This window comes from Agrobacterium sp. CG674, from assembly GCF_053521645.1.
The window spans coordinates 127,581-152,921 of sequence record NZ_JBNWDZ010000004.1 but is presented as its reverse complement, the minus strand read 5'-3'; the positions used below and the strand labels follow the sequence as shown (position 1 = coordinate 152,921).

General features: G+C 55.9%; 21 protein-coding genes. 4 read left to right on the top strand and 17 right to left on the bottom strand.

Annotated features, from left to right (window positions below; translation table 11 throughout):
* Positions 1–43 precede the first annotated feature (43 nt).
* The 3 genes from ACQZ51_RS13075 to ACQZ51_RS13065 all read right to left on the bottom strand — a co-directional run bounded on the left by ACQZ51_RS13075 (position 44) and on the right by ACQZ51_RS13065 (position 3,772).
* Positions 44–1,372 (bottom strand): sensor histidine kinase, encoded by a 1,329-nt coding sequence (locus ACQZ51_RS13075; protein WP_448777794.1) that lies wholly within the window; start codon positions 1,370–1,372, stop codon positions 44–46.
* A 4-nt stretch (positions 1,373–1,376) separates the two neighbouring features.
* Positions 1,377–2,030 (bottom strand): response regulator, encoded by a 654-nt coding sequence (locus tag ACQZ51_RS13070; RefSeq protein ID WP_192064688.1) that lies wholly within the window; start codon positions 2,028–2,030, stop codon positions 1,377–1,379.
* Positions 2,031–2,113: 83 nt separating this feature from the next.
* Positions 2,114–3,772, bottom strand: coding sequence for a phosphoethanolamine transferase (locus tag ACQZ51_RS13065; protein ID WP_448777791.1), 1,659 nt, complete (start codon positions 3,770–3,772; stop codon positions 2,114–2,116).
* A 262-nt stretch (positions 3,773–4,034) separates the two neighbouring features.
* On the opposite strand from ACQZ51_RS13065, the gene ACQZ51_RS13060 reads away from it, so the two are divergent.
* Complete coding sequence (locus ACQZ51_RS13060) at positions 4,035–4,637, top strand: hypothetical protein (RefSeq protein ID WP_448777789.1); 603 nt, start codon at positions 4,035–4,037, stop codon at positions 4,635–4,637.
* Here ACQZ51_RS13060 and ACQZ51_RS13055 read toward each other — a convergent pair whose 3' ends face one another.
* Together ACQZ51_RS13055 and ACQZ51_RS13050 are read right to left on the bottom strand one after the other, a co-directional pair.
* Entirely contained in the window at positions 4,638–5,654 is a 1,017-nt protein-coding gene (locus ACQZ51_RS13055) for a DNA topoisomerase IB (RefSeq protein ID WP_448777787.1), read from the bottom strand.
* Between the two features lie 117 nt (positions 5,655–5,771).
* Positions 5,772–7,001: a PQQ-dependent sugar dehydrogenase gene (locus ACQZ51_RS13050; RefSeq protein ID WP_448777785.1), complete on the bottom strand. Its 1,230-nt coding sequence runs from the start codon at positions 6,999–7,001 to the stop codon at positions 5,772–5,774.
* 189 nt (positions 7,002–7,190) lie between these two features.
* Here ACQZ51_RS13050 and ACQZ51_RS13045 point away from each other — a divergent pair, with 189 nt between their 5' ends.
* On the top strand, positions 7,191–7,376 hold the full coding sequence (locus tag ACQZ51_RS13045; protein WP_042616506.1) for a hypothetical protein: 186 nt from the start codon (positions 7,191–7,193) through the stop codon (positions 7,374–7,376).
* Positions 7,377–7,382: 6 nt separating this feature from the next.
* Here ACQZ51_RS13045 and ACQZ51_RS13040 read toward each other — a convergent pair whose 3' ends face one another.
* From ACQZ51_RS13040 to ACQZ51_RS13030, 3 genes are read right to left on the bottom strand one after another with little or no spacing between them, the layout of a single operon-like run.
* Positions 7,383–8,006 carry a class I SAM-dependent methyltransferase gene (locus ACQZ51_RS13040; RefSeq protein WP_448777783.1) on the bottom strand — a complete coding sequence of 208 codons (624 nt, stop codon included), beginning with the start codon at positions 8,004–8,006 and terminating at the stop codon, positions 7,383–7,385.
* Positions 8,007–8,013: 7 nt separating this feature from the next.
* The gene (locus tag ACQZ51_RS13035) at positions 8,014–8,682 is read right to left on the bottom strand and encodes an RluA family pseudouridine synthase (protein WP_448777781.1); all 669 of its coding nucleotides are present in this window, start codon (positions 8,680–8,682) and stop codon (positions 8,014–8,016) included.
* A gap of 47 nt (positions 8,683–8,729) precedes the next feature.
* The gene (locus tag ACQZ51_RS13030) at positions 8,730–9,314 is read right to left on the bottom strand and encodes an IMPACT family protein (protein WP_448777779.1); all 585 of its coding nucleotides are present in this window, start codon (positions 9,312–9,314) and stop codon (positions 8,730–8,732) included.
* Positions 9,315–9,393: 79 nt separating this feature from the next.
* Here ACQZ51_RS13030 and ACQZ51_RS13025 point away from each other — a divergent pair, with 79 nt between their 5' ends.
* The gene (locus ACQZ51_RS13025; RefSeq protein WP_448778326.1) at positions 9,394–10,608 is read left to right on the top strand and encodes a TIGR03862 family flavoprotein; all 1,215 of its coding nucleotides are present in this window, start codon (positions 9,394–9,396) and stop codon (positions 10,606–10,608) included.
* Between the two features lie 140 nt (positions 10,609–10,748).
* Entirely contained in the window at positions 10,749–13,685 is a 2,937-nt protein-coding gene (locus ACQZ51_RS13020) for a PAS domain-containing protein (RefSeq protein WP_448777777.1), read from the top strand.
* Positions 13,686–13,698: 13 nt separating this feature from the next.
* On the opposite strand, the gene ACQZ51_RS13015 is transcribed toward ACQZ51_RS13020, so the two are convergent.
* The 9 genes from ACQZ51_RS13015 to ACQZ51_RS12975 all read right to left on the bottom strand — a co-directional run bounded on the left by ACQZ51_RS13015 (position 13,699) and on the right by ACQZ51_RS12975 (position 25,300).
* Positions 13,699–14,643 carry a 2-hydroxyacid dehydrogenase gene (locus ACQZ51_RS13015; protein WP_448777776.1) on the bottom strand — a complete coding sequence of 315 codons (945 nt, stop codon included), beginning with the start codon at positions 14,641–14,643 and terminating at the stop codon, positions 13,699–13,701.
* A gap of 129 nt (positions 14,644–14,772) precedes the next feature.
* Positions 14,773–17,121, bottom strand: a complete 2,349-nt coding sequence (locus ACQZ51_RS13010; protein WP_448777774.1) for a polysaccharide biosynthesis tyrosine autokinase — start codon at positions 17,119–17,121, stop codon at positions 14,773–14,775.
* 206 nt (positions 17,122–17,327) lie between these two features.
* A complete protein-coding gene (locus tag ACQZ51_RS13005; protein WP_448777772.1) occupies positions 17,328–18,323 on the bottom strand; it encodes a glycosyltransferase family 2 protein in 996 nt (331 codons plus the stop codon).
* On the bottom strand, positions 18,320–19,258 hold the full coding sequence (locus tag ACQZ51_RS13000) for a glycosyltransferase (protein ID WP_448777770.1): 939 nt from the start codon (positions 19,256–19,258) through the stop codon (positions 18,320–18,322). The genes ACQZ51_RS13005 and ACQZ51_RS13000 overlap by 4 nt, the downstream gene beginning before the upstream one ends.
* Positions 19,255–20,271, bottom strand: a complete 1,017-nt coding sequence (locus ACQZ51_RS12995; protein WP_448777768.1) for a glycosyltransferase family 2 protein — start codon at positions 20,269–20,271, stop codon at positions 19,255–19,257. Before ACQZ51_RS12995 ends, ACQZ51_RS13000 begins: the two co-directional genes overlap by 4 nt.
* A gap of 14 nt (positions 20,272–20,285) precedes the next feature.
* Entirely contained in the window at positions 20,286–21,467 is a 1,182-nt protein-coding gene (locus ACQZ51_RS12990; protein WP_448777766.1) for a glycosyltransferase, read from the bottom strand.
* A 56-nt stretch (positions 21,468–21,523) separates the two neighbouring features.
* Positions 21,524–22,315 carry an endo-1,3-1,4-beta-glycanase ExoK gene (gene exoK / locus ACQZ51_RS12985; RefSeq protein ID WP_448777764.1) on the bottom strand — a complete coding sequence of 264 codons (792 nt, stop codon included), beginning with the start codon at positions 22,313–22,315 and terminating at the stop codon, positions 21,524–21,526.
* A 4-nt stretch (positions 22,316–22,319) separates the two neighbouring features.
* Positions 22,320–23,468 (bottom strand): acyltransferase family protein, encoded by a 1,149-nt coding sequence (locus tag ACQZ51_RS12980; protein WP_448777762.1) that lies wholly within the window; start codon positions 23,466–23,468, stop codon positions 22,320–22,322.
* Between the two features lie 359 nt (positions 23,469–23,827).
* Positions 23,828–25,300 (bottom strand): lipopolysaccharide biosynthesis protein, encoded by a 1,473-nt coding sequence (locus ACQZ51_RS12975; protein ID WP_448777760.1) that lies wholly within the window; start codon positions 25,298–25,300, stop codon positions 23,828–23,830.
* Positions 25,301–25,341 lie beyond the last annotated feature (41 nt).

The following is a 25,341-nucleotide window of genomic DNA, read 5'->3' as shown; positions in this document are numbered from 1 at the left end:
AAAGCAATTTGTCCTTTGGCTTTCATATGGTTTTACCCTGTTTTCAGTTCCCCGACAGAACAATCTTTGCTTCGAAACCGTCGCTGCGCCCGGTTGCGGGAGACAGGAGGTGGAGCGATCCATTCATTTGCTGCACCAGATGGTGGACGATGGCCAGCCCGAGGCCAGAGCCGCTGGCCTGCGTTGCACCGCGTGTGAACCGCGTCGTCAGCTTCGGCAACAGCGCCTTGTCTATGGTGGCACCTTGGTTGACGACGCTGAGTGAATTATCGTTGCCGATGGAGATGTCCACCGGGGTGCCTGCCGGGCTGTGAACCAGCGCGTTTTCGACCAGGTTGCGCACCACGATGCCAAAGGCGTCGGGATTGATCATGCCGTGAAGCTGTGCATCGCTGCCTAGGTGGAACTGGAGCCGTTTGGCCCCTGTCTCCGAGCGTGCCATGTCTTCAAGAACCAGCTCCACAATCTGTGTAAGATCAGTCTCTGTGCCCGACGTACCAATGCCTGCTTCAGCCCGTGACATTTGCAGCAATTTTTCTGCCAGTTGGGCCAGATGCGAGAGCGAACGTTCGATCTGGTCGACGCGCGGCTTGAATTCACCCGGAATATCAGCCTGCAATCGTTGGGCCTGTGCAAGGGCGCCAGCAATGGGTGTTCGGAGTTCGTGGGCGCTGTTGGACGCGAAAGCGCGCTCAGATTCCAGCGCGGCCCGCAATCGTTCCAGCAACAGATTGACCGAGCGGGCGATGGGGTGCAGTTCGGCAGGCAAATGCGCATCACCGACGGGCACCATATTGCCGCTGTCCTTGCTGCTGATGTCATCCCGCAAGGTCTGGACAGGAGCCAGCGTGCGCCGCACCACGAGAATGACAGCAATCATGCTTGCGGGAATGAGCAGAAGCATGGGCAGGATGAGCGCGGTTCCGGCCTCCATGATGGCTTCGCGGCGATTGGCGAAAGCATCTGCCATCTGCAGATAGAGCCCGCCATCAGAAGTCACGACCGTATAGATGCGTTGCGTTGCCGTGTCCGCGAAGCCGGGAGAGAGAGGCACATCGAAAGGCTCGGCCGGACTGTCGTGGGAGTGAAGAAGAACCTCGCCCTCGCGGTCGCGCACCTGATAGGTCAGATATTCCTCACCCCCGGCCGGTTGAACCAACCGGCGTTCCGCCTCCGGGCTGCGTTCGTTGAGATCGTCGGCGATCAGCGGCAGAAGCCTGTCTGCGGTTTCCTGCACGCCACTATCGAAAATTTCGGCAAACTCGTCCTGCATCACCATGATGCCGAGCGACGATGCGATGAGCCACGACAAGACGACCACGCTCGTCAGCGCCGTCACCAGGCGGCGTGTCATGCTGTCGCTGCGTTTCATGCGTTTATCTGATTGTGTAACCGAGGCCACGCACCGTCTCCACCCTGTCGGCACCTATTTTCTTGCGCAATCTGCTGACATAAACCTCAACCGTATTGCTCTCTATTTCCGCCCCGAATTCATAAAGCGTCTCATGCAGCTGCGCCTTGGAAACAACGGCGCCGGGGTGCTCCACGAGTTTTTCCAGCACGGCCCATTCCCGCGCGCTCAGCGTCATCGCAGTGCCGTTGACGGTGATGTTGCGCGCGACTTGATTGATTTCGATGCCGGGCAGTTTTACCACAGGCGCTGAACGGCCTTCATAGCGGCGCGATACGGCGAGCATGCGCGCGGTCAACTCCCCGAGATTGAAGGGTTTGACCAGATAGTCATCGGCCCCGGCATTCAAGCCTTCAATACGATCAGAAACCTGATCATGGGCGGTGAGAATGATGACCGGTGTGGGATCGTTGCGTTTGCGCAATGCGCGCAGAATGGAGAGCCCCTCTCCATCCGGCAATCTCAGGTCAAGAAGGATAAGGCCGTAGTCGACGGTTTCCGTTGCCGCACTGGCATCTCCCACGGTCTTGAACCAGTCCACCGCATGGCCTGCCGCTGCTACGTGGTCGCGGAGCGCTTCACCCAGAACATGGTCATCTTCGACAAGCAGAACACGCAAGCATACCTCGCTTTCAGGCCTGAATATTTCAGGCCATGAATATTGGGTATGCTGCGCGTTTTGTTCCGTCAAGCACGCTATCATCAAGCGCTGGGCCGGTGCTTGCATCCGCTGAACACATCCAGTGACGGATCATAAACCGTGGTGGATATGTTCATCATGCCAAGAATGCTGTGAAAGAAGTCGTCATGGGAGCGCCCGCCCGCTTGCGCTTGCTTCATCATGCAGCTGGCATCCAGCCCCATCGACTTGGCAAAATCATCATCGAACCACACGATGAAGGGGACATGTGTCTGTTCCGATGGTGCCAGCAGATAGGGCGCGCCATGGAGGTAGATGCCGTTCTCGCCGAGCGATTCTCCATGATCGGAGGCGTAGATCATGCCGGTCGCAAGCTTGTCCGACCGCGCCTTCAGCTTATCGATGACGCTTGCCAGAAAATGGTCTGTGTAGAGGATCGTATTGTCGTAAGCGTTGACGATCTCTGTGTCCTTGCAGTCAGGCAATTCGGCGGTCTGGCAGTCCGGTGTGAACTTTTTGAACTCGTCGGTATAGCGCAGGTGATAGGTCGGGCCATGGCTTCCCAGCTGGTGGAGGACGATGACGCTGTCCTTGGTGACGCCATCCAGCCAACTGTCGAGGCGATCAAGAAAGATGTCGTCGCGGCATTCACCTGTTGTGCAGAACTTTGGATCGAGTGCGGCGGTAAGATCAAAATAGGGGACCCGATCCGCCACGTTCTTGCTTCCGGTATTGTTGTCCCACCAGCGCGCATCAACGCCCGCGTGGACCAGAACATCGAGCACGTTCTCGTTTGAAAGTGCCTTGTTGTGGCTATATTCGGAGCGCGTAAAGCGCGAGAACATGCAGGGTATCGAGATTGCAGTCGCCGTGCCGCAGCTTACGGTGTTCGGGAAGGAAACAACGTTGCGCTTCTTCAACTCGGGGTTCGTCTCCTGGGCATATCCGTTAAGCGAAAAGTTGACTGCACGGGCGGTTTCACCCGCGACGATCACTGTGATGCGCGGCTTGGTCACGCCGCCCAGCGCAGGCATCACCTTCGCGTCCAATCCCGTCGGCGAAACGGTCAGCTTGGCCTCCTGATCGGCCTGCGAGAGATAACGCACCGTCGAGGAGATCGGTGTTACGGGGTTGAGGCTTTTCAGAATATCCTTGTGCTGGCGAACCGCCGTCGTGAATGTCTTGGAATTTGCCGCAGCAACCGAAAAGACGACCGCAAGACAGCCGATGATGCTGATCGTATTCCACAGCACCTTACCGAAAAATGGCCGGTGGTCGATCTTCACAAACGCAAGAAGAGCGATGGGGATGCCCGCAAAAATGGTGATGTGGAGGGCAAATGCGGGCGTTAGCAGGTTGCCAGCTTCCGCCTGGGTGGTCTCGAAAGCATTGCGCACCATGTCAGTGTCAATGACCGCACCGAACCGGTCCATGAACCAGGATGACACGACGGCAATGGCGATCAACGCCGCGAAGATGGGTTTGGTCAGATATTTGACCGACATGAAGATAAAGATCGCCGAAAACGCGGCGCTCATCGCTATGTAAAGGCCAAAGATAGCAACGGGATAGGCCGACAGATACGTATTCACCTTGGCCCAGAACGTATGGTTGGTCACAAACAGCAGATAAAGCGAAGTCGCAATACTCAGCGTCACGCTGCCGATGACTGGACGCCTGATGCTATGTCCGCTTTTGAGTGTCTGGTACGATAGTGCCATAGATTTGACTTCCCGCTGCTTGTGCATTCACTGCTGCGGATGTGTCATGTACCTGACATGAAGCTGAACGTTGCCACTTGGAGCCTTTACAAGAGGCAAATGCTCATCTGACGAGCGTTAACGATTGTTAAAATCCACCCTTCAAAACGTGCCGTATTTCTTTGTTTTCATATCTGTACATTCAAACTTACGTGATCTCCCCGGACGCGCCGTTCCGCTGTTGCTGGATGGTACCCGTTCTCGCGCTAGGAATGGAATTCAGATGGCTTCGCTGCTCTTTTCGAAAACACTGATTTCGATGTCGCTCCTGTTTCCTCTTGTTGCCCATGCAAGCGAGGACCTGCCGAGCAGAGACCAGATCGCGTTGATGGCGCAGATCAAGAAAAGCGATATGGCAGGCGTTGCTCGGAAGACCAGGGATGTGGACGCTCGTCCCGCATCACCTGGGGAGATCGTGATTACCTATATCAAGGGGCAGGGGGTCGAAACGCGCTCCCGGCCCGCAGAAAAAGGTGATTGGGTGGTGCGCAATCGCTGTGAGGAAACCGGCAACGAAGAAATTCTCGTCAAAGCACGCAATTTCTCGGATCGTTATGGCGAGCCGCTGTCGGAAGCGGATGCTGCAGGTTATCGCGCCTTCAGGCCCAAGGGCAAAAATATGACCTACTTCATTGTGACGGATGAAATCGGGCCGTTCAACTTCAGAGCGCCATGGAACGAGGTGATGATAGCCTTGCCCGGCGATGCTATCGTGCAGGTTGAGGCAGACGAAAGCGATACCTATCGCGTAGCGGCAGAAGCCTTTCGCTGCACCTACGAAATCGTCAGTCCGCCCAGAATGATCATTGATGCGGCAATGCGGTGATTAGGCAAGAAACTCTATAAGCCGTCTCTCATCGGCTTTCAGCCCGGCGATGGGCTTCAGGTCGCTCGACAATATTTTCTCAAGCCGCTTCACGGATTTTTCCTCCGTTGCAATATCCAGCACGTCAGGGTGAACGTAGCTTTTGCGGCAAATGGCGGGCGTGTTGGAAAGCTCTTCGGATGCCGCCACGCACATTCCCTTGATTGTGGGTCGTTCCGTGCTGTTCAGGGCGCGCGTTGCGTGCCCGAAGGCCGCGAGCGTCCCGCCCCAGGTTCTGAAAGTCTTGGCGGATATTCCTTCACCCGCGCTTTGGGAGATATAGGCATTCAGCGCGCTGGAATCGACAGGGTGGACAAGGCCGCTCTCATCCTGCCAGACAAAGAGCTGCCTGCCGGGAAGGTCCGCGATGTTCTCGAGAATCCGCTGGAGCCGAGGGTGTTTAAGCTTGCGCTGGACGCGCTGACCACCCTTTGCGGCAAATCGCAGCTCAATCGTTTCACCGAACGAAACATGCTTCTTCAAAAGTGTCGTGGCGCCATAGGTCCCGTTTGTTTCGAGATAGGTTTTGTTGCCAACACGCAAGTGTGCGGCGTCGAGCAACAGCACGAGCGCGGCGAGCGTCGCCTCGGGCCCGTAGTCATTTCTCGAGAGATCAGCAGTCGCACGTCTGCGGATAGCAGGCAAAGCTTCGCCGAATGTCTTGAGCTGATAGAACTTATTCTCGCCCCGCAGCGTGTGCCAATCAGGATGATAGCGGTATTGTTTGCGGCCTCTCACATCAAACCCGGTGGCCTGAAGATGCCCAGACGGATCGATGCAGATCCAGACCCGCTCATAGGCGGGCGGCACGCCGAGCGATTTCAGACGCGTCAATTCAATTCTGTCAGACAAAAGGCCGCCATCGGGAAGCCTGTAGGAAAAGCCTTTGCCGCGACGTTCGCGGGTGATGCCGGGCTGCTGATCGCTGACATATGTCAGCCCAACTTTTTTCAGAATGCGAATTGGAAGCTGGTTCATGTGTTTTTATTGCTCCTCACCTTTGTGAGCAATAATGCGCCCGATTGGCATCCGTTCCCGCTAAGGGGAAGCAAGATGAGAGCGGTTTGCGTCCGCTCTCATCCTTTATTCGCTAGGTCAGGCGCCCGGTGCAAGTCTCAGAATTTGCGACTTCCCGCCACCACGCTGCTCTGTCACGGCGTAGACGGCACCATCATCGCCAATCTTCACGTCACGGATTCGCGCTTCCAGCGGAAAGCGGCCTTCCGACACGACCTTGTCATTTTCCATCTTGAGGACAACAAGTCCCTGGCTAACAAGCCCGCCGATGATGAGCGAGCCTTTCCACTCAGGAATAGCGTCGGAGTCGTAGGCGACCATGCCGGAAGGGCCGATCACTGGGTCCCAGTAATAGGTCGGCTGTTCCATGCCTTCTTTAGCCGTCAGGCCTTCTCCTACCGCACCGCCGCTATATTCCATGCCGTAGGTTATGACAGGCCAGCCATAGTTGAGACCGGCTTTTGGCAAGTTCAGCTCATCGCCACCCTTGGGACCATGTTCCACGGTCCATAGACGCCCCTGCCCATCGACCACTGCGGACTGCACGTTGCGGTGACCGTAGCTCCAGATCTCAGGCAGCACATCTTTCTGGTCAACAAACGGGTTACCGTCGAAGGCCTTGCCGTCTTTATCAATGCGGAAGACCTTTCCAAGTCCGCTGCCAAGATCCTGAGCCTGCACGCGAGGCTCCTTGTCCGAGCGCTCTCCAACCGTGACGTAAAGCTCACCCTTTGGCCCGAAAGCGAGGCGGGATCCGAAATGCTTGTCGCCATCATAGGTCGGCGTCTGGCGGAAAATGACCTTCGTGTCTTCAAGAACGGCGTTGCCGCCGCTTTCCACAAGCTTTGCAGATGCAACCGACGTGCCGTTGCCGCCATCCCGGGGTTCGGAAAAGGAGAAGTAGATCATTTTTGAGGTGCCGAAATCCGGAGCGAGCGCGATATCCAGCAGGCCACCCTGACCGTCTGAAGCCACTTCCGGAAGACCCTCAAGCGCTTTTCCAGCCTTGCCATCGGCTACGATGTGCATCGCCCCGTCTTTTGCAGCCACGAGCATGCGACCATCCGGCAGGATTTCCATCGACCACAAATGCGGGAGATCATCGGCAACAACCGTTTTGACGAGCGATGGCATTTTTTCAGGCTGCGCTGCGCGTGTCTGCCCCTCGAACGCCGGTTTTTGGTCAGGCGCGTTTGCCGGTTTCGTTTCCGCTGGGGCAGGCGTTTGAGCCTGTGCGGTCTGTGCCAGCGGTACTGCGAGGCACATTGAAAGAATGGTTGATGTCAGCAGGTGTTGAGCGCGCGTCATTGGTCTCCCTTCCGTTAGCTTTGCTCGAACCAAACATGTGGGGAGATTTTTCGTTCAACCCATGGGTTTCAATAAAACTTGATTCCAATGTGTAAATAATAGGGTACTTATATATGGTGGGTGAAAAGTAGTGGGGAACATCAAGCCTTTCAGCGAGTTGAGCGGTGTCGCAAATCTTGGGAGGCCCGCATGCAAGTTCTTGATAACAGGGAAATCGAATCTACGGAGATCAAGCCGATCCTGAGCGTCGAGGATTTTTGCCGTCGCTACCGGCTGGATGAAAGTGAAGAGTCACGCTTGCGCACGCTGTTCGGCGACTTTGCGTCCCGTCACGAATTGCTGATGAATGCTCAACGCAAGCCAAACTTTCGATGATACACGTCAGGCGCGATCACCGCCTAAAATCATGAAGACATCATAGCGTGTCGTTTTACCGAGAAGCTGATGCGAAGGTTTTCTAATGCCTGGCATTGGCTCTGCGCGTGCTGGCCATTTGAGAACAACGCGTTTGTTCGCATGGGCCAGCGCAATTTCCATCAGCTCAGTCTGATCAGGGTCGGCCCCGACCAATTCCCGCAAAACACGCATTTCCTTTTTGACCAATGCCGTATTCTGCCGGGGAGGGTGCATGGGATCGATCACGACAACCTCCGGTGAGAGCGTGGGGATCAACACGCGTGAATCGCCATGAAGCAGCGTCATTCTGGAGGCGATCTCGCGATAGATGCCGCCTTCTGCCCCGGCCCTAGCGATCGCATCCTTGAGCAATGCGTGCATATCGGGCGACCGCTCAATCAAGGTCACTTCTGCCCCTAAAGATGCCAGCAAGAACGCATCTCGTCCGAGACCCGCCGTTGCATCCACGATCGCGGGCGTCTTGCCATTCTTCAAACCGGCGGCCTTTGCCAGTGCCTGCCCACGGCCTTCACCGGAACGCAAGCGGTGGCCGACGGCACCGCCCACGAAATCGATGATGAAACTGTCTTCGCGATCTTTGTTTGTCATCGTCATCTCAAAACGGGCAAGGCACGGTAAAGCTTACATCACGACCATCGGGGTGGCGGAAGCTGATACTTTGCGCATGCAGCATCAATCGATCAGACGCCGCAAGCGCATCTGCTCGAGCGTAAAATTCATCACCCAGAATGGGGTGGCCAATGGCTTTCAGGTGGACACGCAATTGATGCGTTCTGCCCGTCAACGGGTGAAGCTGCAGCCGCGTTGCCGGTAAAGAAAGACGCTCAAGCAACTTCCAATCCGTCTGGGCCTGCTTGCCGCTCTCATGATCAACGCGGTGCCGTGGCTTGTTGTCGGGGTCAATGGCGAGCGGCAGATCGATATGCCCCGTTTCGCCATCAACATGCCCCCACACGATAGCAATATAGGTCTTTGTCGTTGCCCGATTTTCGAACTGCGAGGCCACGCTCGCATGGGCACGGCGGTTGAGGGACATCAGGACAATGCCAGAGGTGTCCTTGTCCAACCGGTTTATCATCAATGCCTTCGGAAACTGCTTTTGAACCCTTGTCGCCAGGCTATCAGAAAGCGCGGGATCACGGCCCGGAACCGACAGCAGCCCGCTGGGCTTGTTCAGAACAAGCAGGTCGTCATCCTGATGAAGGATGGAAACATACGGCTCCATCGGGGGATTGTAGATCGGGTTCGCAAGCTCAGATATCATGCTGCCTCATAGCATGGATTTGACCATTGGCCAGCGGTGGCTACCGCTCATGGGAGCGGAATGGTAACACGCCCGCTGGTGAGGTCCATCACCATTCTCGCAACATCCTCTGCACTGGAAACCGGTATGGAGAGGCTCAATTTGGCGCCATGGTCGGTAAAGGTTTCGGCGGTTATCGTCAGATGCGGAACGGCAGATAGCCTCGATTTGACCAGAGCCAGATCAGAGAAACTGCAGTCGATTTCTGTTGAGAGCGTCGGGATAACGAGTGTCTTCTCGCCGTTTCGCAGGCATGTCGCAGCCGTGCCGCCATAGGCCCGCATCAAACCGCCGCTGCCCAGAAGAATGCCTCCGAACCATCGGGTGACCAAAACCGCGATGCAATCGAGTGATTGCCCGTCTATTGCTTGTAAAATGGGTTTTCCTGCTGTCCCGGACGGCTCCCCATCATCGCTGAAGCGGTAGACCTGCCCAACCCGCCATGCCCAGCAATTGTGGGTCGCTGTGGCATGGGAGTTCTGGTCGATGAAATGTCTGGCAGCATCTTCATCCGCAACAGGGCTTGCGAAGGCGATGAAGCGACTTTTCTTGATCTCTTGCGAGAAGGTTTCAGGGCGATTGAGCGTGAACATATCAGGTCAATAGCGCATGTACCGGCACTGGCAAATCGGTATAAGGCGTATGGAATTCAATTGCGTTGGAAATCGTATGATGCACGGCAAGCAAGTGACAATCGTCGGAGGTGGGCCTGCCGGACTTATGGCGGCGGAGGTATTATCTGCAGCCGGAGTTGGCGTGACTGTATATGAAGCCATGCCCACCGTTGCGCGCAAGTTTCTCATGGCCGGTAAATCTGGTTTGAACATTACCCATGCCGAGGCATATGACACTTTCACGACCCGCTTTGGCAGTGCACAGGGCAGGCTTCAAGCAGCATTAGACGATTTTACGCCCGATATGCTGCGCGCATGGGTGCTCTCCTTGGGGCAGGAAACCTTCATCGGCACATCCGGGCGCGTGTTTCCGGTGTCCATGAAGGCCTCGCCGCTGTTGCGAGCCTGGCTGCAGCGGCTGGAAGCACAGGGCGTAGAGATCAAAACGCGGCATCGTTGGACGGGTTTTGCAGGTGTCGCGCTGGCATTTGAAACGCCGACAGGTCCCATCACGGTCAAAAGCGATGCGGTTCTGCTTGCCCTTGGCGGGGCAAGCTGGCCGAAGCTCGGGTCTAACGCCGCATGGGTGCCATGGCTTCGGGAAAAAGGCGTTGTCGTCAACGATTTTCAGCCAGCCAATTGCGGCTTCGACACGCTCTGGAGTGATCATTTCCGGGAACGTTTCGCAGGCTTACCCGTAAAGTCGGTGGCGGTCACCTCACAAGCCGGGCGGATCGAGGGTGAATTTGTCGTAACGCGGCATGGCGTCGAAGGCAGTTTGATCTACGCCCACGCAGCAGCGGTGCGCGATGGTTTCCAAGGTGGTGAAAAGCCAGTTTTGCTGGTTGATCTGACACCGGGCCGAACCGAGCAGCGTCTTGCGAAAGACCTTGAGCGGCACCCCCGCAAGGACAGCCTTTCCAACAAGCTGCGCAAGGCCGTTGGCCTTTCTCCGGTCAAAATCGCATTGCTGCGGGAGCAAAGATCCGATCTCGCCATGATGTCTGCGCAAGACCTGGCGAGTTTGATTAAAGCCCTGCCAATCGCACTCGAATCACCACGTCCTATCGCTGAGGCGATTTCAAGCGCGGGTGGAATCGACTTGGATGAAATCGACGGGCGCTCCATGCTGACGAGGCTGCCCGGAATATTTGCAGCTGGAGAGATGCTGGACTGGGAGGCGCCAACAGGCGGGTATCTCTTAACTGCTTGTTTTGCTATGGGTAAATTTGCCGCCAAGGGCGTTTTGGATGCGCTTGCGAGGGCAGGATAACCATATAGTGTGATCTGTGTTGCGTACTTTAGAAAAAAACGCTTGATAAGTTACTTCGGATCAAGTGGTAAGGTCAGTCAATGTGCTTTTTTGACTGAAGCTGCGACGTACGGAAGTTTACGCTCCCATTGGTGACATGAATGACTGATTTTTCTGGAATGGGCCAATGGCCTATCGGCGGCGGCGAGGCTGGCGCGCTTGTGCGCGCATTTGATTGGTCCAGGACGTCGCTCGGCCCCATATCGTCATGGCCCGCCAACCTTCGCCACAAGGTGAATTCCGTCGTCAATTCACCGATTCCACAAGTACTCATGTGGGGCAAAGACCACGTCATGATCTACAATGACGGGTATATCGAGATCGCCGGGAGCTATCATCCCAGAGCGCTCGGCGGTACCGTTCCGGATATCTGGCCTGAAATTTGGGAATGGAATAGCACCATTCTCAAGGCGGGTTTTCGTGGGGCCGTGCAGTCATTCCGCGACCAGACGATGATTTTGAACCGTAATGGACAGCCCGAACATGTCGTGTTTGACCTGTTTTACACGCCCATCCACAATGATGGCGGTACGGTTGATGGCGTTTTGTGTACCGTGCTTGAAAACACCGACAAGGTGAAAGCCATTTCCGATCTTGCCGCCAGTCGGGAAGAGCTCGGCAGGCTTACCGATGCCCTCCCTATTCTTGTCGGCTTCATCGACAAGGATCATGTCTACAGGTTCGCCAATCAGGGTTATCTGAACTGGTTCAATTGGCGCCCGGAAGATGTTTTGGGCCAAAAGGCAGCTGATGTCGTGGGAGAGGCTTTTTATCAGGCCCGCCTGCCGTTCATCAATCGTGCCATGGCCGGAGAGACGGTCATTCACGATGCCGATATTCGTCGTCCCGATGGCACAATGTGTGCGGTCGAAATACGCCACGTTCCTCGCTACACGGCAAAAGGCGATGTTGACGGTTGCTATGTGCTGATCATCGACATCGACGCCCGCAAACGTGTCGAGACTGAGCTTCAGATCAGCAACAATCGCTTCAGGGCGGCTGTCAATGCGGTCCACGGCGTCTTGTGGACGAACAGCCCTGACGGAAAGATGCTGGGCCTCCAGAGTGGCTGGGCTGGACTGACAGGCCAGACACTTAACGAGTATCAGGACTATGGCTGGGCAAATGCCGTCCATCCGGACGATCAGGAAGGCTCGATCCGCAGTTGGAACGAAGCTGTCGCGGCCAAATCCACCTATCTCTGGGAACACCGGGTTCGCCGACATGACGGCGTCTATCGCACCTTCACCATCAGGGGTGTGCCAATTCTCGATGAGAATGATACGCTGATTGAATGGGTCGGCGTGCATACCGACATTACGGATCAGCGCGCGGCAGAGTTGGCGCTGCAGGAGCATTCTGCCAATCTTGAGCGGGAAATCCGTCATCGCCAGCGTGCGGAAGACCAGCTTCGCCAGTTGAATGAAAGCCTTGAAGCCCGGGTCGCAACCGAGATTGCCGAACGTCAGCATGCGGAGCGTGCGCTTCAACAGGCGCAAAAGATGGAGTCCATCGGTCAGTTGACGGGCGGCGTCGCCCATGACTTCAACAATCTGTTGCAGGTTGTTGCCGGCAATCTCCAGCTTCTCGCGAAGGATGTTGCGGGCAATGGACGTGCAGAGCGGCGCGTGGGCAACGCCTTGGCAGGTGTCAGTCGTGGTGCCAAACTGGCCAGCCAATTGCTTGCTTTCGGACGCCGTCAGGCGCTGGAGCCGAGGGTTATCAACATTGGGCGCTTCGTCGCCGGTATGGATGATCTTTTACGCCGTTCCATCGGTGAGGCTGTTGAGGTCGAGGTGATCACAGTCGGCGGTCTGTGGAACACATTTGCCGATCCTGTGCAGGTCGAAAATGCGTTGCTCAACCTTGCCATCAATGCCCGCGATGCCATGCAGGGCTCGGGAAAGCTAACCATCGAGGTTGGCAATGCCGCGCTCGATCTGGATTACGCACGAACCCATGCCGAGGTTGAACCCGGGCAATATGTCATGTTGGCGGTCACTGATACTGGGTCCGGCATGGCGCCAGAGATTGTTGACAAGGTGTTCGAGCCGTTTTTCTCGACCAAGCCCGAGGGCAAAGGCACCGGCCTTGGCCTTTCGATGGTCTACGGATTCGTCAAACAGTCCGGTGGTCACGTCAAGATTTACAGCGAGATAGGGCAGGGCACGACCGTGAAGGTCTATCTTCCGCGCTCTCTCGCCGATGAAGATCGCGAAGTCATCGTTCAGGACGGGCCTGTTGTTGGCGGTAGCGAGACAGTTCTGGTTGTCGAGGACGATGACGAGGTCAGGAGCATCGTTGTCGAAACACTGACAGATCTCGGCTATCGGGTATTGACGGCGAGGGATGCGCAGGCGGGCCTGACGGTTGCCGAAAGTGGCGTTCCGATCGACGTCATCTTCACCGACGTGGTGATGCCGGGGCCGTTGAAGAGCAGCGAAATGGCGCGACGTGCGAAGGAGCGCTTGCCTCATCTCGCTATTCTCTTCACTTCAGGTTATACCGAAAACTCGATTGTTCACGGTGGCAAGCTGGATGCGGGCGTGGAATTGTTGTCCAAGCCTTACACGCGAGACGCTCTTGCCAGACGTCTACGGCACGTCATTGCCAATCAGAAGCAGAGAATTGAAGCCGGTAAGGATAGGACCGTCGTGCCTGATGTCAGCGTGAAGGAGCCCAAAAGACCAGCGATGCGCATCCTGCTCGTCGAAGATGATGAACTGATCCGAATGAACACCAGCGACATACTGATGGAAAGCGGTCATACCGTCATGGAGGCGGCGAATGCGACACAGGCCATCGATCTCACAGAGAGAGAAGAGTTTGACGTGCTGATGACGGATGTCGGACTGCCGGATATGAGCGGCGGCGATCTATGTGTTGTCATCAAACAGCGCCGCCCGTCTGTTGGGGTTGTGTTTGCTACAGGCGACAACTTCTTGCCCGAGAATGCTCCTGCTGGTTCAGTCTTGCTCTGCAAACCTTATAATGAAAGCGACGTGCGGGACGCCATCACCAAAGCGATGGGTGGGTAAGGCATCTGCTGCTTCAGTAACCGCGGGTCATGTCCACGGTTGCTGGCAATATGCCTGAATCCCTCCACCGGCTGATATTTGCCGCCACGATTTTTGCCGCAGTCTTGCGATTTGTCGGCGCGGAGATATGGGGCAAAACAGTCACGTTCGGATGGTTCCAGAAGACCGAATTCGGGTGCAGAGGTTCGGTTTCGAAAACATCCAGAACCGCGTGCGATAGGTGTTCGTCGTCCAGCGCCTTGACGAGATCATCGCCAATGATGACGGCTCCGCGTGCGAAATTGATAATGGACGCGCCACGTTTCATCTGTCTAAGCCGGCCTTCATTCAGCAGTCCGCGCGTCTCGACCGTCAAGGGAACAAGGCAGACGAGAATATCGCTGTGCCCCAGAAGTTCTGACAAACCGTCTTCGCCTGAAAGGGCTTCAACACCCGGCAGCGTCTTGGCCGAACGGCTCCAGCCGATTGTTTTAAACCCGGCATTAAGCAGGCGTTCACTGGCCGCCACGCCGAGAGCGCCGAGGCCCAGAATGCCAACGGTCACATCGCTTGGATGCCGATATTCGATCTCCTGCCAAAGCGCACGCTTTTGGTTGTCCCGGTAGGCAGGCATGTCGCGATGAAGGTAATAGGTCCAGGCCAAGACAGCTTCCGCCATGACGCGGGACAATTCCGGGTCAGTCAGGCGCACGATGGGTGGCGCAAGAGTGCCAAGCTCCGATACCAGACGCTCGACGCCGGCCCAAAGGCTATGAATCCATTTCAGCCCCGTCAGCTTCGCAATATCAGCTGGGTCCGGGTTGGCAACGATGGCGATTTGCGCCTGCGCACGTTGCTCATCACTCATGGAATGAAAGGGTAGGATGACCTCCTCAGGCAGAGCTTGGGAAAGCATGGCGACCCACTCTGCTGCATTGGCGTCGGAAGAGCGGGAGATGAAAGCAATGGGAGACGCCATGGGTAAGATGATCCTGCGCTGATGTGATGCGAGCACATCAATGCGGAAAAGAACGGTTCAAATCCAGCTATTATTGTGTCCTCAGGGCCAAAAAAATGCCCGCACGAGGCGGGCATTTCAGTTTAGGGATCAGGCCGGTTCAGCAACCGGCTTTTTGGCGTCGCCGTAATAGGCTGAGAACTGATCGTGATAGTGTTCCGAGCCGCCGGGGCCTGCATAGCGTTGCAGCTCCGTCATATCGGTCTTGTTCAGCACGATCCCGAGCGTCTTGCTGGCAATTTCCGGCTCGTGGTTCATCAGGTTCTGCACCATCTGTATCGGCGTTTTGCCCCATTCGGTGACGAATACGAAGCCATCCACCTGCGAAGCGAATGCCTTGGCATCAATGACCGGAACCACAGGAGCAAGGTCAACGATGATGTAGTCGCAGGCTTCGCGCGCCGATTCCATAAATTTGCGCATGCCGGAGGATGCCAGAAGTTCGCTGGAATGGGCGAATTGATTGCTGGTCGAAACCGGCAGAATGCCCATTTTCGTGCGGCTGTCCATCTTTACGGCCTTGGTCCAAGGGACCTCATCCAGCACCACTTCCACCAGACCTGCAGATTGGCGCGTCGTCAGCATGCGGCTTAGGCCGGGGTTGCGAATATCGGCATCCACGACGAGCGTCCGCTTGCCGGTCGTCGCAATCAGGCCTGCCAGATTGAGTGCCACAACGGACTTACCTTCGTTGGGCAGGCAGGAAATCACGCCGATCACGCGGCACTGCTTTTCCTGAATGACCACGTCGGCGGTCAGTTTCACGTTGCGTAGCGTCTCTGTAAAGCTGGAGCGCGGACTATCGACCGCAAGCCGCAACATTTTCTGGAACGAGACCTGCCCATTATCCTCGATGTCGGTGTCGGGAATTTCCGGCATGGCAGCACCCGTTTCGGATTTTGTCGTTTCCACCCCTTTTTCACCGATGAAGGGCAGGTACCCCAGAAACCGCATGCGCAGATTGTCGCGTACATCATTGCCGGTATGGAAATACCGATCCCGGAACTCGAGAACTGCTGCGACGCCCCCGCCCAACATCAGACCAAGCACGATGGAAAGTGCCATGGTCATCGTCTTCTTCGGGCTGGACGGCGCAGTCGGCAGGCCAGCTTCTGAGATCACGCGCGCCTTGGCAATCGGGAAGGACTGCTTCTGCGATGCCTCTTCGAAGCGGCCGAGATAGGATTCGTAGAGCGTCTTGAGCGCGGCCGCCTGTTGTTCAAGTTCACGAAGCTTGACCAAAGTCATGTTGGCTTCGGAGTTGCGACCTGCAACGCGGTCTATGTTTTCGCGCAACGACTGGACACGAGACTCGGTTACGTCGAACTCATTCTTGAACCCGCCGGTCAGCTGCAGCAGTTCCTGATAGATCTGGCGGGCTAGGTCGCCTTTCTCGCTTTCCAGCGCGATGGCCTGAGGGTGATCTTTGCCGAATTGCTGGATAACGCCACGTTCGCGGTCGGAAATGGCAATGTAACGCTTGCGAAGATCCTGAATTACGGTGTTGTCAGTGTCCCTCGCGGAAACAATGGCATTGTTGACCGCATTGTCAGGGCCTTGATCAGTGATGGATTTATACTGCGAGTAACGCGCAGAGGCAGTTGCCGCGTCGGCCTGCGCTGCAATGAGTTGTCCATTCAAATCTGAAAGCTGACTTTCGGACATCAACTCGCCGCGTGACGACACGATGTTGTTCGCAGCCTTGTATTTTTCAACAGCAAGAGACGCGGCCTGAGAGCGCTGGTTGAGGTCGGTCAGGCGCTCCTGAAGCCAGACGGAAGCGCGTTCCGTGGCGTCGAAATTCGCATTCAGCTGTTCAGTCAGATAGGAATTGGCGTAGGTCTTGGCTATCTGGGTTGCAAGTTGCCGGTTTGTGGAGCGAATAGAGATCGCGATGACCGAGCTTCTGCCCACCCGCTCGACAGTCAGCGCCTGCTGGATCACGGCTGCTGCTTTCTCGCGGCGACCATTGCGCATCGCTTCTTCGGATGCGGGCGGTGAGTTCGGGGTCAGGAGGTCGGCCACGGCCTTGATAGACGATTTCACCAGATCCACCGGCGACTTTGGCGGATTGACGATGGTGTCATTGGCATCGAGAGCGGCTTTATCCACCACCGTCAGGGCCATTTCCTTGGATTTCAGAATCTCGACGGCACTGGCAATGCGATTGTCGACAATCTGTGCCGCTGGCACAGGGCTCTCATCTTCGGCATAGCGCGAGAGGCTATCGTCCAGCAGAACCTGGGTCATCGCGGTATAGACCGGCGTAGCGAAGAGAAGATAGGCTCCGGCCATTATCATCATGGCGATAACGCAAGCTGCGATGATCTTGGCTCTGCGCATCACTGCAGCCCAAAGCCGATCGAGATCGATGAACGTATCGGCGTCCTTGGACGCGTCGGAAAAGTTTAAATTCGATTTAAAGGTCTTATGGTGCATGGACCCACCTTGTACTTAAATACGGCGAACGGGAAGGCCGTTCTCCTGCCTCCCCGCCTCCCATTACTGTTTGCGTCAGGCTGCTTTTACGCGGCATTCTTGATGAGAAACGGGCACGATCATCATGCCCGCGACGCTGCACGCTTTTGTTAGAGCCTTGTGTGGTTTCACGGTTGTTTCCTTGATTAAATGTGTTGTGCGCGCGCTCAAGATGTCTGCCTTTTGCCGGCCCTGTGAGCGCGCGATGAGAAGATCGAATCTCGAAGTTTTTTTAACCGCACCTCTACAGGCATGCGCAAATGACGCAGCGTCGCAGGATTGCGCGCAGCGATCCTCAGAACATCACCAATTGACCGGCGTTTGATACTGGAAACCAGCAGCAGAAAATTACGGGCCTCCACCAGGCTGCGCGTGCGCAGGGTCTGCGCCTTTGTCGCTTCGGCTGAAAGCGTGTAGCGTTCCAGAAAGTCTGCATCTGCCGACATCATGGCATCTACGTGGTGAAGCTCGAGGACGCGCGAAATCGAGCCCTCGCGGATGTTATAGACATAACCCGGTGTAGGCGCGATGGCGCATGAACCGCCTGCTGCGAGCGCTGATGCCAGCAACAGATAGTCCTCACCAATGCGAAGATCGGTGCGAAAACGCAGGCCCTGTGTGTTCAGAAATTCGCGTAGGAACATCGGTTTCATGTAGCCGAAATTGAACGTCGAGCGAAACAGGATGTTGGACGCAATGAAATCTTCAAGCGTCAGCGTCCCGCGTTGCTGCAAAAACGCCTCTTCGAACATCGTCTCGGATGGCCGACCATCCGTGTAAACAACATTGAGGTTATCGACCGCAATCGTTGCTCCCGTCTGCTCGGCCCGGGCGATCATTCTGGAGGTGCGTGCGGGAAGAATGACGTCGTCGGAATCCAGAACTGCAATCCATCTGCCGGTTGCAGCCTCTATCCCCGCGTTGCGCGCACCGCCGGGGCCGACATTCTCGTCCAGCGCGATCAGGCGCACGCGTGGATCGTTCATCGTGAATGCGTTGACGATTTCGCGGGTTGCGTCGCTGGACTTGTCGTCCACCACGATAACTTCCAGAGTAACCAGCGCCTGATCCAGCGCGCTTTGAACAGCCGGAACAATAGTGGCTGCCGAATTATAGGCGGCGATCACGAATGTGACGTCGGGTTGTATCGAGGCTTCCGTCATGTCGCCTCCACTGTGCCGTACTGGCGAATTTCCTTGACACCAACCGCCCCGCTGACCGAGCCGAGATGCAGCGCGACACGCAGCAGTTGCCGGGTACGGCGAACCGGATCAAAAATGGCAAGCAGCGCCATTCCTGCGCATGCCACAGCCTTGGCTCCTGCCGTGGCGGCTTGCGCAATACGTGCAAGCCCCGGCCTGCTTTCGGCCAGCAGGCGACCATGGGTCTGGCCGGAGCGGAAACGCCTTTTGGCAAGCCATTTGAAGCTTGCGCGGGTATCCGGCACAGGTTCGGAAAGAACAGCCTTTTCAGCGTAAGCAATGCGACCGCCATCGGCGTGCATGTGCGAGAAGAAATGCGTGTCTTCACCCCCGCTTTGTCCCAAGGAGAGAGCGAAGCGTCGACCTGCAACGGACGGCGCGCTCATTTTCAGCAGCGTGTTGCAGGTGTAGCCGGTGATGATGTCACCCTTTACCCAGACCGGAAAGGTGGAATGAAAATCACCCTTGCGCATCCAGCCCGGAACCGTTGTCTTGTAGATCGCGGTCACCGGACCAAGCACAGCCTCAGCGCCCGTTTCCTGCGCGGTTTTCAGCAGCTCTGAGAGCCACTCCCTTGGAGCGGTCTCGTCGTCATCGATGAAGGCAAGGTAATCCGCGTCGCAGGCTGAAAGGCAAGCATTGCGGGCAATCGAGATGTTCGATTTCGGGCATTGAACATAGATGATATCGAAAGGCGAGGCTGCGCGCAGATTGTCGATGGTGGCTTTGGCACTGGGCTCCGCGTCGTTGTCGGCCACGATGAGCCGCACGGTGACCCCCGGGGGAACATCTAGCACAAACAACGATGTCAATGTGGCGACGACGGCAGGCCTGCGATAGGTGCAGATGCCGATATCGATTTTAAGAGGTGTAGGCACGGGCAGGGTATCTGTCATGATACGGCCTTTCCCGCCACGGGCGCAGGTGTGGTGACAGAGCCAGCAAGCTCAAGCCAGAAGCCGGTTGACCATGCGAAATGCATGACCATGGCTGCAAACGCCACAAGCGGACCGTATGGATTTTTCTGTGCAATTGCCATCCACAACCCGTAGCCAGCGCATGCGGCAATCCAAAGGCAGAGTGGGATGATCGCGGCCCAGTGGAACACACCAAGCAATGCAAAGACTGCTACGGGCATGACGGCAAGCGGAATCATCTGACGGATTTTCGGCGAGGACTTGTGTTTCAGCAGGTTTTTAGCGCGTCCACGACCATAGGCCATATATTGCTTGAACAACGGCCTGACATTGGAGCGAGGATAATAGGTCATGCGCGTCTTGTCGGTCATCCAGATCCTGAAGCCAGCCTTTCTCAAGCGGTAATCCAGCTCCGCATCCTCATTGTGGCTGAACGTTTCGTCATATCCACCGACTGCGGTGAAAGCAGATATGCGCATCAACGCGTGATGTCCGTGATCGATCCAATGACCTTTCGCACCGTCACGGTGTTTGGAGCCGCCATTGCCTAGTTTGGAGTTCTGCGCCATCGCTGTGGCTTTCTGGAACGTGCCATGGCCGACCGTTTCCATGCCGACGACAACCGAATCTGCCCCGGTTTTGACAGCATCCTCGATCAGTCGCTGGCAATAATCATCCGGGTAGTCGCCATGGGCGTCGATGCGAATGAGATAGTCGTAACCTTCCCCGAACATCTCGACGGCGAGGTTAATGCCAGCACTCTGGATCCGCTTCGGATTAGCCAGCAAGATGACGCGAGGGTCCTGCCGTGAAAAAGCTGCAACGATATCGCGGGTTCCGTCCGTGCTTCCACCATCGGCCACGATGACGCGGTCGCCAGCGTGGTTGAGAGTGCTCGCGAATTTCAGCAGCAGATCATCGATCGTCTTGGCCTCATTGAGGCACGGGATGACGACGAGAGTTTTGATGTCTGGAACAGGTTGCGACTTCATGACTTTGACCCCCGTCAAACTGTTGAAAGCTTGGCTTCCAAGGCGCGGCCATTGTTCGGCGCAGCCAGGGAGGCGAGTTTGTGAACGAGCTGGATGCAATCCTGTTGATCCGTGATCCAGTATTTTGCGTCGATCGCGGCAAGATGCCTGAATTTTTCGAGATAGGCTTCTTCACTCAGCCTCTCGAAAAACGCTGCTAGTGTGTTTGCATCGGCAACATCCAGCACCTGGCCGATGTTTTTCGTCTTGAGGAAATTGGCCGTTTCAGTGCCGTCAACGGCAATAGGCAGCGTGCCATAGAGGCAGCCTTCATAGAGCCTATTTGGTAACAACCAACTGGAGTTCTGCCCTTCCTCGAAGAAGTCGATGGCCCAGGTAAACTGCACCTCGTTATAGATCGCGGCCAGATCCTCCGGGTTTCTGTAGGCACACTGAAAGCTGAGATGCGGCGCTTTCGCAACGAAGCCATCGAAATCATCGAACTCCGAATAGGCCGGACGTCCACGCAATATCACTTCGACCTTGCCATCCATGCGCCTGGCAAAATCCGCAAGGATTTCCAGTGATTTCCGGCAACGAAGCGCGCCAAACCAGCCGATCTTCCATGGCTCCCCAGCTTTGGGCGCACGCGGTTCAGGCCGGGTCTGCATTCCGGCATCCAGCATCAGAACCTTGTTTTCCTGCAGCAGCACCGGCAGATGAAGGCCGGATCGAGGCGCGAAATACTGGCTGACAAAAGCAGGTGAACTTGTGATCAGCAGTTTCGCGTTGCGGGCAAAATAACGCTGTGCGGCATTTACCAGCTTGCCTACCGGTCCTTCGTTCAGCAGCAGGCGGTGAATGTCGAGGCACTCATAGACGACAGGTACATCTGACCCAAAAATGGCCGAGGCCCGCCGGGCCAGCGCCAGCATTTCGAGATTGCGGGCGATGATTACATCGGGTTTTGGCACAGCGTGCAACGCGCCCCGCAATGATGCGCTTGATTTTATAATCGAAGCAATCCGTTGCGCAAACCGCCCATCTGCAGTCTCGCCCAAAACGATCGGCTTGACGCCATCCACAGTCGCAAGCCTGTTTTCGCCGCGCGTAAAGCCAGCAAGGCTGACATCAGCCCCACCCGCCTGCAACGTCATGACGCGCCGGCGTATGGCCGGGTCGGCAAGGTCGTGCGCGAGGTAAAGAATTTGCGTCATGAAAAGGTCCTGGGACAATATGTTGGCATCAACGATCAAACGGCATTCTTGTTTCGTCAGTTTGACAGGCAGGCGACCGATTCGGGGAACTGGCACTTATCGCCAAGCGCCGTAAATGCCATACGATCCACAGACATGATCGTTGGGCCGCTATAGGCGAACTTCCCCATCCAGCTTTTAAGCGTATCGGTGCCCCACAGGCTGAAGAAAATTTTCTGCGGGTTCTGTGGAATTTTTGAAGGATCGGTTACCTCGTGAATGAGCTTTCCGTTCAAAAAATAGCGCAGCCGTGTCGGCTCCCAGACGAAGGCGTAATCATTGAACGCCTTGTCCGCACCGCCATCGACATCCACCAGCTTCTCATTGCCGCCTTTGGCAGAGATATATTGGTTGAGCTGAACCTGGGATGTGTTCTTGCCCAACACTTCCATGTCGATTTCATCATGCGGCTTTTTATCGGTAGGGCCGATATAGGTGAAGAAAGCAGAGTTCAGGCCCGAACCCGTCGCAGTCTGGATGCGGGCTTCGTAGGTTCCATAGCGATAGCGACCCTTGGTCTGGATTTCACCGCATGAAAACTCACGATCACCAACCTTGCCTTCCTGAAAACCGAGCTGGAGTTTGCCCTCTTCGAACTTCACCAGTTTCTTGGACCATGTGCAGTTCTGGTGCGGGCCGTTGTTCCAGCCATCGGATACGTACCAGAAGGAGCGGTCCATGCTGTCGAAATTCTCGACGAAGGACTTGCCATTGCTCTCCTGTGCTGTGGCAACGGATACGCCGAGGCCAGACAAGAGAAGAGCTGATATGATCAAGCGCGAGTGAACGCTGCTAAGACGTGCGGACATGGGTTCACCTTTGTCTGTGTGGAACGGGTGTCGTGACGCCTGACCCGCGAGGATCGGCTTTCACGGTTGCGGAATTATTTGTTGGCGGCTTCGGCTTCTTGCCGCGGCTTCCCGTCAATACACCGTAGAGGGATGGCAGCCTGGAGCGAACCTGCGCATTGGTGATGACTAGGATCACGAAGGAAAGTAGGACAGCCCCAAAATAGAATGCGGGATAAAAATCCGGTCCGCTTCTATTCCAGACCATCCACATGATGACGAGGAGCGGGTAGTGGGCGCAGAAAATCCAGAAGCTAAGGCTTCCCGTGTTGGCAAGGCGTTGCCCGATACGGCTCTGGATCAAAAGCGATGACGATGCCCACAAACCAACCGCACCAAATACAGCTAGGAGATTTCGCAGCAGGTTCAGTTCGAACGTGAATTCAGGTCCGGTGAAGTAGAGCCCTGTCGCAAGAAGAGCAGTAGCCAGGAAAAGCCCTGCGGTGATGATGACCGCGTAAGGATCAAGCGTTTTCAGATCAACCTTGTACAAAGCAAGCGCGATGCCCAGGGAAAAGCTGAAAAGAATGGACTTTTTCTGCACGATATAGAGCGTGAGATCTGGCCAGGCGGTCACAACGAGGAGCACGCCGAGTGTCGGTATGGGAAAGCGCCGCACGAAAAATGCCAGGATCGGTGCCAGCAGAATGCACACGAAGAGATCGCGGAGAAAATAGAGCGGCACATTGACCGGAAGTTCTTCAACCGCGGCCCCATGGCTGAGGATTTCGCGGGTCGAAGCATTCCACAAGTCAGGGAAGTAGCCGTTACCCATGCCAATGCGCTGCATCAAAAGCACGGCTAGAAACAGCGCACCGTTCCACAGCACGAAGGGCAGAAGAACGGTTTTAGCCTTTGATTTTACAGTTGCTGAGTAGTCGAACGCACTCATGCCTCGACGGAACAGAAGATAACCAGAGATGGCACTCAAACACGGCACACCGACGCGAAATAGCGCATCGCCCAGGAAAACCCGCAACCAGTCAAAAAAACCATACAGCCCGAGGAAGGGGCTGGTTTCAGGATTATGAGGCACGTGTACGAAAACAATGCCTGAAATTAAAACTATGCGCATCAGATTGATGCGGGAAGACAGGTTCTGATCAAAAGTCACATCAGTTCCCCTTTATTCGGCGGTGTCTCCCATCACCGCATGACAACTAAGAGCGAACGTAAGCCCACCAATAGAGTCTCGGTTTTACATGAGGGTAAAATGTGGCAATGCGAGAAAAATGCATCTCGAAATATGAGGGGTGAATCTCTGGAAGGCGAGGCTGCTAGTCATCGAAAACGGCATCAACTTACTGTTTTTGAATTGAAAAAAAGACTGGCGCAGATCTTTTCCATGAAATCACGGGTGGAAACAGCTACCCCAAAATATGCTGCATTGCACAAATGGAAGCGCAAAAAATGGTCACGAGACCTCATCTACCGACGAAACGGCTGAAGGATTGTGGCGAAAAAGGGTGCGCGCTACGGTGTGGTGGGTTGAGATTTGCGGTTTTTCACCATGCCTAGAATCTTCTTCAACAGTTCGCGTTCGGTCAGCAGAATCAGCGCGGCATAGACAACACCACCGACCACTGCGCCGACGATGACCTGCATGTAGGCATGGGGCAGGCTGGCTTCGAGCAGATGCAGGCTGTAACGCACCGCAAGCGCCATGACGAAGGATGCCACCATCGGCCGGCTGCTGATGTAAAGGCCTTTGAGAAGCGGCATTTCGCTCGCCTTGAACACAGCCCATGAGTAAGCGAATAGAGTGATGCCGTTGACGACGCACAGCGCAACCATGGTGTCATTCAACGTTCCGTACGTCGCGGCAAGCCAGACCACAAGTGTGGTGACGACGGCACGGATGGTTGCCGACCAGAACAGAACGCGGCCATAGCCTGCGCCCTTGAGGTAGGGGATAAAGGTGCTGCAAGGCGTGAGTATTGCCTTGGACAAGGCAAGAAGACCCAGGACTGGCCAGGCATAGGCCCATTGTGGACCGAAAATGACCAGCATGGCGGGTTCAGCAATCGCCCATAGCCCGAACATCATGGGAGCCAAGAGAACGGTCAGTACCTGAGTCGAAAACATCAGCGCATCGCGACGGCGCTGCTTGTCATCCATCATGCGGCTGAAAGCTGGGAAAAGCACGCCCATGACGGCGGATAGCACCACCTGATTGGGAATGCTGGCGAAGCGGTTGGACGCGGAATAAGCGCCCGCATCTGCAAGGCCTAGATGCCGGGCGATCACGACCATCGGCGACTGGAAGGTGACGAAGTTGGCGATTTCCGAGCCCATCAGGCCCGAACTGAACCCCAACAGAGGAACGAGCCGCTTCGGCTTCATGACGAAGCGTGGGCGATAGTGCGAGACAGCATAGAGACCGACCAGCCGGATGAAGGCTGCCGCGAACAACTGGATGATGAGCGCCCAGACCCCGTAACCTGCCAGAGCGAGGATAACGGCCACAACAGCTGCAATGCTCTCAGACAACATACTCCAGAGGGCGTCTTTGCTGAAATTCATGCGCCTTGCCAGCAGCGAGTAGGCCACATCGCCCGCCAGTTGGATGGGGATAAGAAACGCCATGATTCGCAGAAGATACGCGCTTTCGACAGCCCCTAGCAGCTCTCCGAAGAATTCCGCGCCAAAGTAGAGGATTGCGGCCATGGTGCAGGAAATAGCGAGATTTGCCCAGAAGACGGTGTGGATCGTGTCCATGTCTTCTTCTTTTTCCACAATCAGCGCGGATGTCAGTCCAGCGCCTGCAATCATGGTCAGAAACTGCACAACAGTCAGGCCCACTGCCACAACGCCAAATTCTTCCGGTGTCAGCAATCGGGCGAGAATTGGTACCGTGACAAACTTAAGCCCGAATGTGCCTGTTTTTGACAGTACGCTCCAACCGACATTCGTGGTAATCGTCTTGACGCTCGGAGCTGGGGGCATACGTGCATCCTATTCGTTTGGAGGCCGGCGGGGTGGACGCT